Origin of the sequence: Streptomyces sp. NPDC057271 (genome assembly GCF_042668715.1) — a bacterium.
Lineage (GTDB): Bacteria > Actinomycetota > Actinomycetes > Streptomycetales > Streptomycetaceae > Streptomyces.
Genome location: NZ_JBHUYJ010000052.1, coordinates 13,181 through 26,569, shown reverse-complemented (window position 1 = coordinate 26,569; position 13,389 = coordinate 13,181). Strand labels below are relative to the sequence as shown.

The window sequence follows — 13,389 nt, the reverse complement described above, 5'->3', positions numbered from 1 at the left end:
CCGTCCGTGCGCCCGTGTCCCCGAACCGAACGCGAAGAGAGGACCACCCGATGAGCACCCGGTATCCGTTCACCGCCGTCGTCGGCATGGACGACCTGCGGCTGGCGTTGTCGCTGAACGCCGTCAGTCCGGCCGTGGGCGGTGTCCTCGTGCGCGGCGAGAAGGGGACCGCCAAGTCGACCGCCGTGCGGGCCCTCGCCGACCTGCTGCCCGAGGTTCCGGTGGTCGCGGGGTGCCGGTTCAGCTGCGACCCCGGCGCGCCCGACCCCGGGTGCCCCGACGGGCCGCACGGAACCGCTCCGGCCTCCGCGCGCCCCGCGCGGATGGTCGAACTGCCCGTCGGTGCCTCCGAGGACCGGCTCGTCGGCGCGCTGGACATCGAGCGGGCCCTCTCCGAGGGCGTGAAGGCCTTCGAGCCCGGACTCCTCGCGGACGCGCACCGCGGGATCCTGTACGTCGACGAGGTCAACCTTCTCCACGACCACCTGATCGACCTGCTCCTCGACGCCGCCGCCATGGGCTCCTCGTACGTCGAGCGCGAGGGCGTCTCCGTACGGCACGCGGCCCGCTTCCTGCTCGTCGGCACGATGAACCCCGAAGAGGGCGAGCTGCGTCCGCAGTTGCTGGACCGGTTCGGGCTGACCGTCGAGGTGGCGGCCTCCCGCGAGCCCGAGCAGCGGGTGGAGGTCGTCCGGCGACGGCTGGCGTACGACGACGACCCGGCCGCCTTCGCCGCCCGCTGGGCCGGTGAGGAGAGCGCCCTGCGGGAGCGGATCGTCGCCGCCCGCGCGCTGCTTCCCGACGTCGTGCTCGGCGACGCCGCCCTGCTCCAGATCGCCGCGACCTGCGCCGCGTTCGAGGTGGACGGCATGCGCGCGGACATCGTCATGGCGCGGACGGCGACCGCGCTCGCCGCGTGGGCCGGACGGACGGAGGTGACCTCCGAGGACGTACGGCAGGCCGCACTGCTCGCCCTCCCGCACCGCAGGCGGCGGAACCCCTTCGACTCGCCGGGGCTCGACGAGGACAAGCTCGACGAGACGCTGGAGCAGTTCAACGGCGAGGACGAGGGGGACGACGACCCGGACCCCGGTCCCGACGGCGGACCCGGCGGTGGCCCCGGTGGCGGCGTGCCGCCCCAGGGCGAAGGACCCGCCGAGGGTGCCCCCCGCGACGCGGGTGCGGACGAGGCCCCGGCGCCCGCTCCGGGCGCGGGCGGCGGCGCCGGTGAGCGGTCCGCCGTCAAGGCAGCCGAGCCGTTCCGTACCAAGATGCTCAGCGTGCCCGGACTCGGCGAGGGCGCGGCCGGGCGCCGTTCCCGGGCCCGTACCGAGCACGGCAGGACGACGGGCGCCGTACGGCCCCGGGGCGCGCTGACCAGGCTGCACCTGGCCGCGACCGTGCACGCCGCCGCCCCGCACCAGAAGGCGCGCGGACGGACCGGCCCCGGGCTCGTGGTCCGCCGGGACGACCTGCGGCAGGCGACCCGCGAGGGCCGCGAGGGCAACCTCGTGCTCTTCGCGGTGGACGCCTCCGGGTCGATGGCGGCCCGACAGCGGATGAGCGCGGTGAAGGGCGCGGTGCTCTCCCTGCTGCTCGACGCCTACCAGCGGCGCGACAAGGTCGGGCTGGTCACCTTCCGGGGCCGCGACGCCGAGGTCGCCCTGCCGCCGACCTCGTCCGTGGACGCGGCCGCGGCCCGGCTCGAACAGCTCCCCACGGGCGGCCGTACGCCGCTGGCGGCGGGGCTGCTCAAGGCCCATGACGTGCTGCGCGTCGAGCGGCTGCGCGACCCCTCGCGCCGGCCCCTGCTCGTCGTCGTGACCGACGGCCGGGCGACCGAAGCAGGAGGGGGCGCGCGCAGGGGGTCCCCCCGGACGGAGTCCGGGGGAGCGTCGCCGGAAGGGCGGTGGCGGGAGACGAGCGGGCGGCAGGACCCGGTGGCGCTCGCCGCGCGGGCGGCGCGGCTGCACGCCTCCGAGGGCACGGCGGCCGTCGTCGTGGACTGCGAGACCGGTCCCGTGCGGCTGGGACTCGCCGGGGACCTCGCCCGCGAACTGGGCGGCACCGCCGTCACCCTGGACGAGCTGCGCGCCGACTCGATCGCCGGGCTCGTCAGGAACGTACAGGCAGAGCACGCAACGAGGAGGGCCTCTTAATGCCGCAGGGACAGCCGACCGTCGTTCCCGACGACGGTCTCACGACCCGTCAGCGCCGCAACCGCGCGCTGGTGATGGTCCACACCGGTGTGGGCAAGGGGAAGTCGACCGCCGCCTTCGGCATGGCACTGCGCGCCTGGAACCAGGGCTGGCCGATCGGGGTGTTCCAGTTCGTCAAGTCCGCCAAGTGGAGGGTCGGCGAGGAGAACGCCCTCAAGGCGCTCGGCGAGACCGGCAAGGGCGGCACGGTCGTCTGGAACAAGATGGGCGAGGGCTGGTCCTGGATCCAGCGCGAGGTCGCCGAGGGCGAGCAGTCGCACGAGGACAAGGCCCGCGAGGGCTGGGAGCAGGTCAAGCGCGACCTCGCGGAGGAGAAGTACAGGTTCTACGTCCTCGACGAGTTCGCGTACCTGCTGCACTGGGGCTGGATCGACACGGCCGAGGTGGTCGAGGTGCTCCGCGACCGTCCCGGGCAGCAGCACGTCGTCATCACGGGCCGCAACGCCCCGCAGGAGCTTCTGGACTTCGCGGATCTCGTGACGGACATGTCGAAGGTGAAGCACCCGATGGACGCGGGTCAGAAGGGCCAGCGGGGCATCGAGTGGTAGCACGTCTCGTCATCGCCGCGCCGTCCTCCGGCGCCGGCAAGACCACGGTCGCGACCGGTCTGATGGCCGCGTTCGCGGGCCGTGGTCTCGCGGTCTCGCCGCACAAGGTCGGTCCCGACTACATCGACCCGGGGTACCACGCGCTCGCGACGGGCCGTCCGGGCCGCAACCTCGACGCGTACATGTGCGGTACGGGGCTGGTCGCGCCGCTCTTCGAGCATGGGGCGCGCGGCTGCGACCTGGCGGTCGTCGAGGGCGTCATGGGGCTGTACGACGGCGCCGCCGACCAGGGTGAGCTGGCGTCCACGGCACAGGTCGCGAAGCTGCTGAAGGCCCCGGTCGTCCTCGTCGTGGACGCCTCGTCGCAGTCCCGGTCGGTGGCGGCGCTGGTGCACGGGTTCGCCTCATGGGATCCGGAGGTGCGGATCGGCGGGGTCATCCTGAACAAGGTGGCCACGGACCGCCACGAGCATCTGCTGCGGGAGGCGCTCGGGGAGTCGGGGGTGCCGGTGCTCGGTGTGCTGCGTCGGGCTCCGGCGGTGGCGACGCCGTCGCGTCACCTCGGGCTGGTGCCCGTCGCCGAGCGGCAGGCTCAGGCGGTGGACGCGGTTGCCGCGCAGGCGGAGCAGGTTCGCCTGGGGTGCGACCTGGACGCGCTTCTCGCGTTGGCGCGGAGCGCTCCTGAGCTGCACGCGGAGGCGTGGGATCCTGAGGTCGCCGTGCGGCCGCCCGCCGGTGGGCGGGTGGTGCCCGCCCTCGCCCGGGCGTCGTCCGGGGGGACTCCCGTCGTCCCTGCGGGACGTGTGCCCACGACCCGGTCCGTCGTAGCGGTCGCGGGAGGCGCCGCGTTCACGTTCTCGTATGCCGAGCACGCCGAGCTGCTCAGCGCCGCCGGGGCCGAGGTCGTCACGTTCGATCCACTCCGGGACGAGGCCCTCCCCGAGGGGACGCGCGGTCTCGTCATAGGCGGCGGCTTTCCCGAGATGTACGGGGCCGAGCTGTCCGCCAACGTGCCTCTGCGGAAGGCCGTCGCCGAACTGGCCGCCTCCGGGGCGCCCGTCGCCGCCGAGTGCGCCGGGCTGCTGTACCTCGCGCGTTCGCTCGACGGGACGCCGATGTGCGGGGTGCTCGACGCCGACGCGCGGATGTCGGACCGGCTCACCCTCGGGTACCGGGACGCCGTGGCGGTGAGCGACAGTTCGCTCGCCGCCGTCGGGGCCCGGATGCGAGGTCACGAGTTCCACCGGACCGTGATCGAACCGGGCGCCGGTACGGACCCGGCCTGGGGGCTGCGGCAGCCGGCGGGGGTCCCCTCCGCTCGAAGCGCTCGGGGGAGTGTCGAGGGGTTCGTACAGCAGGGGGTGCACGCGAGCTATGTGCACACCCACTGGGCGGGCGCCCCGGAGGCGGCCGTGCGGTTCGTCGAGCACTGCGTGAACGGGCCGGTGGCGTGAGATCAGCCGCCGGACAGGCCCGTCACGAGCCAGATGAAGCCCACGCCCGCCACCGTGCACAACAGGGTGGAGCGGGCGGGGTGTTCGTGGTGTGCCTCGGGCAGGATCTCGGCCGCGGCGAGATAGAGCAGGGCGCCGCCGAAGAAGCCGAGATAGCTGCCGAGCATTTCCTCCGGAAGGGTGAACAGCAGGGTGGACGCCGCGCCGACGATCGGCGCGAGCGCGTCCGCGACCAGCATGATGACCGCCTTGCGACGGGCGTTCCCGTACAGGCTGGTGATCGTGTACGTGTTGAACCCGTCGGCGAAGTCGTGGGTGATGACGGCGAGCGCGACGGTGGCGCCCATGCCTCCGCCGACCTGGAAGGCAGCGCCCAGCGCGATGCCGTCCATGAGGCTGTGGACGACCATGGCGGCGGCCGCGGTGAGTCCGACCTGCGGCGTCCGCCCACCCGTCTGCGGGCCGCCACCCCTCATCGGAGCGCTTCGTGCTGCTCCCCAGTCGCCTCCGACGCCGTGCGCGGCCTGACGGACCGCCAGCAGCCGTTCCACGACGTGGGCGAAGAGGAAGCCGCCCACGAAGAGGAGCAGGGCCTGCGGCACGCCGAAGACCTTGGTCCCGGAGGCCTCCAGGGCCTCCGGCAGCAGGTCGAGTCCGACCACGCCGAGCATGAGTCCGCCGGCGAGTCCGAGGACCAGGTGACGTCGGTCGGTGACGCGCTGCGCCGTCCAGCCGCCGAACAGCGTCATGAGGAACGCGCCGAGCGCGACGATAACGGCCATGCGCCTTTGCTATCCGATCGGACACGCTCCGCGCACATCAGCGGCGCCGTCGTGGGGATGCTGGTCGCATGATCACGGTGATCGGCAGCGGTGCGGGCGCGGATCTCGGCTCCTGGGCAGGCGAGGCGGCCCTGGTGGTGGACGTGCGGAGCGACGAGTTGACGGACACGGAACTCGACCTGGTCGAGAAGCACGTGTCCGAGGGCGGGACGCGGGTGATCGTGCGGGTGCTCGGAGACCCCGGGTTCTTCGGGGTGGTGCGGACGCTGGAGGAGCGCTTCGGGCCCGGTGGGATCGACGTGCGGCCCGGGCCCACGGCCGTCGGGCTCGCGTTCGCCCGCCTGGGGCTGCCGTGGGACGACGCCCTCGTGGTGGCGGGCTCGGCGCTCGACCGCGCGGTCAACGTCTGCCGTGCGCATCCCAAGGTGGCCGTGCTGCCCGGGCCCGGCGTGGGACCGGCGGAGCTGGGCGGGGAGCTGGTGCACCGGGTGGCGTCGAGGACGCTGGTGGTGTTCTCGGCGCTGGGTGATCCCTTCCGTGAGCGTTTCGAGCGGGTCGAGCCCGCGGAGGCGATGTGCCGGAGCTGGGAGGGCGTGAGCCTGGTCCTGTGCCTGGACGAGTCACGGCAGGACGGGCCGGCTCCCACGGTGACCGGGCCGCTCACAGGTCCGGGCCGATGGGCCCTGCCCGACGGGGAGTTCGCGGCGGAGTCCACCGTGGCCGACGGGCTCGGAGCGGAGTCCACCGTGGCCCACGGGCTCGGGGCGGACGGGGCGGACCGCCGTTCCGTACTGCCGTACGAGGCGCGGGCGCTGGCGCTCGCGCGGCTCGGGCCGCGGGCCGGGGATCTGGTCTGGGAGATCGGTACGGGCTGCGGCGCCGTGGCGATCGAGTGTGCCCGGCTCGGCGCGGCGGCGGTCGCCGTGGAGCAGACGGCGTCCGGTGTCGAGCGGATCCGTGCGAACACGGCGGCGCACGGCGTGGAGGTGCGGGCCGTGCACGGATCGGCGCCGACGGTGCTCTCCCATCTGGCCGATCCCGACGGGGTGTTCATCGGTGGCGGTGGGCGTGAGCTGAGGTCGGTCGTGCTGGCGGCGGGGCGGCGGGCGCGGCGCGCGGTCGTGGTGGCGGTGACGGCCCTGGAGCAGGTGGGGGCGGTCCGGTCGGCGCTGGCGTCCTGCGGGCTGGCGGCCGAAGGCGTGCTGTTGCAGTCGCAGCGCCTGCTCGCGCTGCCGGACGGTTCCTCGACGATGGTGCCGACGGCGCCGGTGTTCCTGGTGTGGGGTACGCGGTGAGCGGGGCGGCGGTGGGGGTCGGCGCACGCTCGGGGGTCTCGGTGGAGGAGGTCCTCGGCCTGGTCACGGAGGCGCTGCGGGAGGCCGGTCTCACGGGTTCGGACGTGACGGCGCTCGCGACGCTGGAGGCGCGGGCGGCGGAACCGGGGATCGTGGGCGCGGCGGGGCGGCTCGGGGTGCCGCTGCGGTCGTACGGGGCGGAGGAACTGGCCGCCGTGTCCGTACCGCACCCCTCGCGGGCGCCTCTGTCGGCGACCGGGACGGCGTCGGTGGCGGAGGCGGCGGCGCTGCTGGCGGCGGGCGCCGGTGCCGCACTCCTCGTACCGAAGAGGAAAACGGCGCGCGTGACGTGCGCTATCGCCCGGTCCCTCCCCTTTCGTCCGAACGAAGATGCCGCTGCCGTACGGTTGTTGCCCCGGAGACAGGGGTACATCGCTGGTCAGACGGAGCCCCGTACACCCCCCACTCATCACCCGACGGCGGCCATGGATACCCACGCGCACACTGATGCCCACGATCTGCGCCACCACGGTGACGCGGAGGTACGGGACGAGAAGCTGATCGACCTCGCGGTCAACGTCCGGACGAACACGCCCCCGGAGTGGCTGCGGGCACGGATCGCCGACAGCCTGACCGGTCTGGCGCACTACCCGGACGGCCGGGCGGCACGCGCCGCGGTCGCCGAGCGCCACGATCTGCCCCCCGGCCATGTGCTGCTCACGGCCGGGGCGGCGGAGGCGTTCGTGCTGCTCGCGCGGGCGCTGCCGGCGCGGCGGCCGGTGGTGGTGCATCCGCAGTTCACCGAGCCCGAGGCGGCCCTGCGCGACGCGGGCCACGAGGTGGGCCGGGTGCTGCTGCGCGAGGAGGACGGGTTCCGGCTCGATCCGGCGGCCGTTCCGGAGGACGCGGACCTGGTGGTGATCGGGAATCCGACGAACCCGACGTCCGTCCTCCACCCGGCGGCGGCGATCGCGGCTCTGGCGCGGCCGGGGCGGACGCTGGTGGTGGACGAGGCGTTCATGGACGCGGTGCCGGGCGAGCGGGAGTCGCTGGCCGGGCGGACGGATGTGCCGGGCCTGGTGGTGCTGCGGAGCCTCACGAAGACCTGGGGCCTGGCGGGGCTGCGGATCGGATACGTCCTGGCACACCCGGAGACGATCGCGCTCCTCGAACAGGCGCAGCCGCTCTGGCCGGTGTCGACCCCGGCGCTGGTGGCGGCGGAGGCCTGCATGTCGCGGGCCGCGCTGGCGGAGGCGGAGTTCGCGGCGGACCGGATCGGGGTCGAGCGGGCCCATCTGCTGGCGGGCCTGGCGGAGTTCGACGAGGTACGGGCGGTGGCGGCGGCGGAGGGTCCGTTCGTACTGATCCGGATCGATCGCGCGGACGCGGTACGGGAACGGTTGCGGGCACTGGGCTTCGCGGCGCGACGCGGGGACACGTTCCCGGGCCTGGACCGGAACTGGCTCAGGCTCGCGGTTCGGGACCGGGCCACCACGAACAGATTCCTGCAGGCCCTGGATCAGGCCCTGTTGATCGAGGGTTAGCGCGCACCAGGCCCCGGACGGAAGGCCCTAGGTCCAGCCGGACGACTTCGACAGGGCCTTGGGCAGGCGCTCGCTCACCTCGTCCGCGAGGCGCTCGAACTCCGGCCTCAGGAACGGCGCGGCCAGCCTCGCCAGGCCTTTGAACCGCAGGGACGCCTCGTACGTCATCGAGGTCGTCGTCGCCGACCGGGCCTCGAAGCGCATCTCGTCGGTCGCGGTCACGGTCTTGTTCGTCCCGACGAACACCAGGCGCGCGGGCTCACGGGCCTCCAGCCGGTAGTCGAGTTCCGTGAGGCGCCCCCGGAAGCGTGAGGTGTTGCGCCAGAGGGAGCCCTCCCGTACAGGCCCCTCGTCGACCCTGACGCACGAGACCGTGCCGGGGTCCCATTCCTCCGCACGGCCGAACTCCTCCAGATAGGCCACCAGGCTGTCCAGAGGAACGGGGAGGAGGAAGTCTCGTTCGACCGTGATCACTGCGTCAGCCTCCGGTGTCGGCTCCGAGGGGGAGCTGTTCGTACCCGCTTCGCTCTCCCTTCGCCTGCCGCGGCGTCCACGGATGCGCCCGCTCCGAGGCGGGTGGCGCGGAGACGGAACGGAGGGCGGCGCGATCGCCGCCCTCCTTCCGCTCCCCGTCTCCCCCTCGGGTCGGTCAGCCGCGGGCGCGGCTGCGGGCCAGGACGAGCGCTCCCGCACCGCCGCCGAGCAGGACGATCGCGCCGCCGGCCAGGTACGGGGTCGTCGAGCTGCCGCCCGTGGCGGCGAGGTTCTGGTCGGCAGGGTGGGTGCCGTCGTTCTGGGTCGTCACACCTCCGTCGTCGGAGGGCTGGGCGGAGGGCTCCTGCGAGGGCTGCTCGCTCGGCTGCTCCGTGGGCTTCTCGGTCGGCTTGTCGGTGGGCTGGTCCGTCGGGCCCGAGCCCTTGGGCGTCTCGCAGGTGGCCTCCGCGAGGGTCACCACACCGTTGACCTCGGCGACGCCCAGCTTCAGCGGGTCGACCTCCACCTTCAGTTCGAGCGCGGTCGCCGCGGCGGTGCGCGAGGTGGTGGAGGTACGGGACAGGTCGAGGGTCACGTCGCCGATGCCCGGCACGGTGACCTTGGTCTGTCCGGTGGTCGACAGGGTGGTCTTCTTGCCGAAGACGGTCACGTGCCCGAGGACGTTGGACTCGGCGACCGGCTGCCTGCCCGCCTCACAGACCGCCCTGGAGGTGACCTTCCGGACCTCGATCAGGGAGAGCAGGGGCACGCCGGGAACGTGGACCCGGGCCTTGACCAGATTGACGTACCCCTCGGCCTTGTTCTTGTCCACCGTGGCCTTCGAGGTGGCGACGTCGGCGCGCAGCACGTCGATCGGCTTGCCGTTCTCGGCGCCTTCGACCTTCACCGTCAGCGCGGTCTTGTTCTCGCTCTCCGGCGCCTTGACCTCGTTGAGGGAGGTGCGCAGCGGCACCTGGACCGACTTGTCGAGCAAGGAGACGTCGAGACCGGTCCGCAGGACGACGGCGGTCGCGCGCCCCTCTCCGCCGCCCGTGGCGTGCGCCGCGGGGGCCAGGAGGAGCACGGGCCCGACGGCCAGCGCGACGGCGGTCGTCGCGGCGGCGGTGCGGCGTACGGGCATGCGGAAGGTGTTGCTGTTCAAGATGGTGGTACCCCCACAAGAGACATGGCGTCGCCGGCCGCTCACCACGGGGACACGGGGTCGACGCGGCCTCGGCGACTTGAGACACCGGAATCTTTACGCACGGAGAGTGAACCGACAGGCACCTGGCGTGAGTTCACTCCAAAGGGGTGTTTCCGCGCCCGTATTCGATTCTTTCGGCACACGCGTTCCCGCGCGCCCCGTGCGTTGCGAAGAGCGCGGGGCGCGCGGAAGTATTCCAACGATCCGCACCGGTCAGGGGTAACGGACGGTCAACCCGGCGCATCGGCGGGGCTCGCTCATGTGGCGCGCCAGTAGCCCAGCGAGTGGATCCGGTCCTTGGGGAGCGCGAGCTCCTTTCGGACGTACGTGGCGAGGGTGCGGGTGGTCGCGGTGTCGCAGGCGATCCAGACGTACGGATCGTCGCCGAGCAGCTCGGGAAGCTCCTTCCGCACCTGCTCGACGAGCGCCGCGCCGCCGCCCTGCCGGGGTACCCGGCGGACGTCGTGCCGGTCCGCGTCCACGCGCAGCGGAAGCTCCCCGTCGGCGTCGTGGGAGGTCTCGAACCAGAGGGTGGCCGGCACGTCGGGCGCCGAGTCGAGGAGGGAGTTGATGGCGGGCATCGAGGCCGGGTCGCCGATCACGAGCATGCGGCCGGGGCGGGGTTCGGGGGCGGTGAAGCCGGTGCCCTGAAGCGTGGCCTCGACGGTGTCGCCGGGGGCGCAGGTGCGGGCCCAGTCGCTGGCGGCGCCGTCGTGGAGGGCGAACTCCAGGCTGAAGGTCCCGGCGGCCGGGTCGGGGTCGACGAGGGTGTAGGCGCGCTGGTGCGGCTTGCCCGCGTTCTCGAACCAGATCCGCACCCACATCGTCGGGTGCACACCGGCGGCGGCGAGGAGTCCGCCGTCCGTCAGGTGGACCCGGCGGTAGTGCTCGGTGACCTGCTCGGCCCCGGTCACCGTGAACGTGAAGTCCCGGCCACGGAGCAGTCGGAGGACGACGCCTTCCCAGCCATGCCCTTGCCCCACCGCGATCGTCTCCCCTGCGTAGCGTAGATTAATTTAGGTCAGCCTAACCTAATTGGCGTCGGACGGGATCGGAGTCGGAGTGAGCATCGAGGTCTACCGGGACGATTGGGGCGTACCGCATCTGCGGGCCGCCGATCCGACCGAACTCGTCTTCGCGCAGGGGCGCGTGACGGCGGTGGACCGTGCCTGGCAGCTGGAGGTCGAACGGCACCGGGCGCAGGGCACGTCGGCCGCGTTCCTCGGTGCGGGCGAGACCGGCTGGGACACCTTCGTACGGCAGGCCGGGCTCGCCGACACCGCGCGCCGCTGCTTCGACGCGCTGGACCCGGAGACGGCGCGGTGGGTACGGGCGTACGTGGACGGGGTCAACGACGGCCTGCCGGAAGGCGCCGCGCGGGCGACCCAGTTCGCCCGGGTGGGACTCGCGCCCGGGCGCTGGGATCCGTGGACGCCGCTGGCGGTCTGGCTCTCCACACACATCCTCTTCGCGGGCTTCCCCACCAAGCTGTGGCGGGAGGAGGTCGCGCGCCGGCTCGGCGAGGAGTGGACGGAGCTGTTCGCCACGGACGGTCCGGGCACGTCGGGCTCGAACGGCTGGGTGGTCTCCGGCGCCCGGACGGCGAGCGGGGCGGCGATCGTGGCGGGCGACCCGCACCGCTTCATCGAGGCGCCCGGGGTCTACCAGCAGATCCGCCTCGCCTGCCCTGAATACGACGTGCTCGGCCTCGCGGTCCCCGGCGTCCCGGGTCTCGCCCACTTCGGACACACGGGCCGGGTGGCCTGGGCGATCACCAACGCGATGGCCGACTACCAGGACCTGTACCGCGAGCGACTGAGGCGGACCGCCGACGGCGGGGTGGAGGCCCTGGGCCCGGACGGCTGGCGCCGGGCGTCCGCGCACCGGGAGACGGTCGAGGTGGCGGGCGGGGAGCCGGTCGAGATCGAGGTCGTCGAGACCGAGCGCGGTCCGGTGATCATCGGCGCGGACGGCGGCGCCGAGGGGAGGGGCGCGGACGGCGGCGCCGCACCGGTGGCCTCCGGAGCGGACGACGACGCCGAGGGGAGGGGCACGGATGCCCGTTCCGGCCGCGACGCGTCCTGGGAGGCGATCAGCCTGCGCTACCCGCCGCGCGTGACCGGTGAGCTGGGCTTCGCCGTCCTGCCCGACCTGCTCGCCGCCCGGACCGTCGCGGACGTGGACCGTGCCGTCGACGGCTGGGCCGAGCCGGTCAACGTCGTCCAGGCCGCCGACGTGGACGGCGGCCTGCTGCACCGGGTCGCGGGGTACGTCCCCGTGCGCGACCGGGTCAACTCCCTGCGTGTGGTGCCCGCCTGGGAGGCGGCCCACGCCTGGAAGGACGAGGCCGTGGCCACCCCCCGCGCGGACGTGGACGGTCACGCCGTCATGGCCAACGCGCGGGGCGTCGCGGCCCCGTTGGGCGTGGAGTTCTCTCCCCCGCACCGGGCGGCGCGGATCGACGCGCTGCTCGCCGCCTCGACGGCCTGGACGCCCGAGGGCATGACCGCCGTCCACACCGACACCGACAACCCCTCGGCGGCCCGGCTCCTGGACGCGGTCCTGGCGGGAGGCGAGGACGGCCTCTCCCCCGACGCCCGTGCCGTCCGGGCGCGACTGCTCGCCTGGGACCGCCGGATGGAGGCGGACAGCGCCGACGCCGGTCTGTACGCCGCCGTGCGCGGGGCCGTCGTACGGCGGGTCGCCGGGCATCCGGCGTTCGCGGCACTGCGCGAGCCCGCCGCGCACCCCGCCGTCTTCCGGCCCTGGCTGGCGCTCGGGCCCCGAGTCGCGTTCGCGCTGGAGACGCTGCTCGTCTCCGGACCCGTACCGGCCGCCGACATCGACGGCATCGTGCGGGAGGCCCTGGAAGAGGTCGCCGCCGGGGACGAGCCGCCCGCCTGGGGTGTCACGCACCGACTCGCCCCGTGGGCGGCCCTTCCCGAGGAGGACGACGCGACCTGGCCCGGACTCGGCGGGGACCACGACTGCGTGCTGTCCACGTCCAGCGTGCCCGGGTTCACCGACCGCAGCGCCCGCGCGTCCGCCGCCCGCTACGTCTGGGACCTCGCCGACCGCGAGCGGAGCCTCTGGGTCGTGCCCTTCGGCGCCTCCGGTGTCACCGGCGACCCCCACCACCGCGACCAACTCCCCCTGTGGCTGCGGGGCGAACTCGCCCCTGTCACCACCGACTGGAACCACCTCACCAAGGAGCCTCCCCGCCGTGACGACCACTGACTCCCGACCGCCGGTCCACCTCCAGACCGTCGAGGGCTTCGGCACCGTACGGATCGACCCCGTCGACCCCGACCGCGACGCCGACCTCATCCACGGCTGGGTCAACGAGGACCGCGCCCGGTTCTGGGGCATGGGCGGAACCACCGTCGACCAGGTACGGGAGATCTACGCGCACCTGGACTCGCTCACCACGCACCACGGCTTCCTGGTGCGGCGTGACGGCGAGCCGGTGGCGCTCTTCCAGACGTACGAGCCCGGTGCCGACCGCGTCGGCGAGTGCTACGAGGTGCTGCCGGGCGACATCGGGGTGCACATCCTGATCGCACCGGCCGCCACCCCCGAACCCGGCTTCTCCGCCCGGCTGTTCGTCGCCCTGACGGCGTTCGCGCTGAACGACCGGACGCGTGCCGTGGCGGAACCGGACGCCGGCAACGAGAAGGCGATCGCCCGGCTGGTGCGGGCCGGCTTCGAGCTCGGCCCCGAGGTCGTGCTGCCGGAGGTGGACCTCCCGGAGGTCTTCATCCCGGCGAAGAAGGCGCGCCTCGCGTTCCTGAGCCGCTGACGGGTGCGGGGCCTGGGGCTTGTGGGAACCCGGCCCTGCCCAGCCTAGAAGGGGCGCAGGACTCTGTGGG

General features: G+C 73.7%; 11 protein-coding genes. 7 read left to right on the top strand and 4 right to left on the bottom strand.

All coding sequences use genetic code 11. The annotated features are described in order from the left end of the window. Positions 1-50 precede the first annotated feature (50 nt). From ACFUJR_RS23230 to ACFUJR_RS23220, 3 genes are read left to right on the top strand one after another with little or no spacing between them, the layout of a single operon-like run. Positions 51-2,159, top strand: coding sequence for a putative cobaltochelatase (locus tag ACFUJR_RS23230; RefSeq protein ID WP_383177029.1), 2,109 nt, complete (start codon positions 51-53; stop codon positions 2,157-2,159). Beyond that, positions 2,159-2,767: a cob(I)yrinic acid a,c-diamide adenosyltransferase gene (gene cobO, locus ACFUJR_RS23225; protein WP_383177026.1), complete on the top strand. Its 609-nt coding sequence runs from the start codon at positions 2,159-2,161 to the stop codon at positions 2,765-2,767. Before ACFUJR_RS23230 ends, cobO begins: the two co-directional genes overlap by 1 nt. Continuing rightward, entirely contained in the window at positions 2,761-4,221 is a 1,461-nt protein-coding gene (locus tag ACFUJR_RS23220) for a cobyrinate a,c-diamide synthase (protein WP_383177023.1), read from the top strand. Before cobO ends, ACFUJR_RS23220 begins: the two co-directional genes overlap by 7 nt. 2 nt (positions 4,222-4,223) lie before the next feature. On the opposite strand, the gene ACFUJR_RS23215 is transcribed toward ACFUJR_RS23220, so the two are convergent. Beyond that, positions 4,224-5,003 carry a ZIP family metal transporter gene (locus tag ACFUJR_RS23215; RefSeq protein ID WP_383177020.1) on the bottom strand — a complete coding sequence of 260 codons (780 nt, stop codon included), beginning with the start codon at positions 5,001-5,003 and terminating at the stop codon, positions 4,224-4,226. Between the two features lie 68 nt (positions 5,004-5,071). On the opposite strand from ACFUJR_RS23215, the gene ACFUJR_RS23210 reads away from it, so the two are divergent. Continuing rightward, the gene (locus ACFUJR_RS23210; protein WP_383177017.1) at positions 5,072-6,298 is read left to right on the top strand and encodes a precorrin-6Y C5,15-methyltransferase (decarboxylating) subunit CbiT; all 1,227 of its coding nucleotides are present in this window, start codon (positions 5,072-5,074) and stop codon (positions 6,296-6,298) included. Then, positions 6,283-7,842 carry an Rv2231c family pyridoxal phosphate-dependent protein CobC gene (gene cobC / locus ACFUJR_RS23205; RefSeq protein ID WP_383450675.1) on the top strand — a complete coding sequence of 520 codons (1,560 nt, stop codon included), beginning with the start codon at positions 6,283-6,285 and terminating at the stop codon, positions 7,840-7,842. The genes ACFUJR_RS23210 and cobC overlap by 16 nt, the downstream gene beginning before the upstream one ends. 27 nt (positions 7,843-7,869) lie before the next feature. Here the strand turns inward: cobC and ACFUJR_RS23200 are convergent, their stop codons facing one another. From ACFUJR_RS23200 to ACFUJR_RS23190, 3 genes are all read right to left on the bottom strand, one after another. Continuing rightward, positions 7,870-8,316: an SRPBCC family protein gene (locus tag ACFUJR_RS23200; RefSeq protein ID WP_383177011.1), complete on the bottom strand. Its 447-nt coding sequence runs from the start codon at positions 8,314-8,316 to the stop codon at positions 7,870-7,872. A gap of 175 nt (positions 8,317-8,491) precedes the next feature. Then, positions 8,492-9,478, bottom strand: a complete 987-nt coding sequence (locus tag ACFUJR_RS23195; RefSeq protein ID WP_383177008.1) for an SCO1860 family LAETG-anchored protein — start codon at positions 9,476-9,478, stop codon at positions 8,492-8,494. Between the two features lie 299 nt (positions 9,479-9,777). Next, entirely contained in the window at positions 9,778-10,503 is a 726-nt protein-coding gene (locus tag ACFUJR_RS23190) for a siderophore-interacting protein (protein ID WP_383177005.1), read from the bottom strand. A gap of 79 nt (positions 10,504-10,582) precedes the next feature. Between ACFUJR_RS23190 and ACFUJR_RS23185 the strand changes: the two genes are divergently transcribed. Continuing rightward, positions 10,583-12,757: a penicillin acylase family protein gene (locus ACFUJR_RS23185; protein ID WP_383177002.1), complete on the top strand. Its 2,175-nt coding sequence runs from the start codon at positions 10,583-10,585 to the stop codon at positions 12,755-12,757. Beyond that, positions 12,744-13,319 (top strand): GNAT family N-acetyltransferase, encoded by a 576-nt coding sequence (locus ACFUJR_RS23180; protein ID WP_383176999.1) that lies wholly within the window; start codon positions 12,744-12,746, stop codon positions 13,317-13,319. Before ACFUJR_RS23185 ends, ACFUJR_RS23180 begins: the two co-directional genes overlap by 14 nt. Positions 13,320-13,389: the final 70 nt, after the last annotated feature.

Bases quoted from the DNA above. Each gene is read 5' to 3' on its own strand.
- ACFUJR_RS23230 (WP_383177029.1), top strand. From the start codon at position 51: ATGAGCACCCGGTATCCGTTCACCGCCGTCGTCGGCATGGACGACCTG.
- cobO (WP_383177026.1), top strand. From the start codon at position 2,159: ATGCCGCAGGGACAGCCGACCGTCGTTCCCGACGACGGTCTCACGACC.
- ACFUJR_RS23215 (WP_383177020.1), bottom strand. From the start codon at position 5,003: ATGGCCGTTATCGTCGCGCTCGGCGCGTTCCTCATGACGCTGTTCGGC.
- ACFUJR_RS23210 (WP_383177017.1), top strand. From the start codon at position 5,072: ATGATCACGGTGATCGGCAGCGGTGCGGGCGCGGATCTCGGCTCCTGG.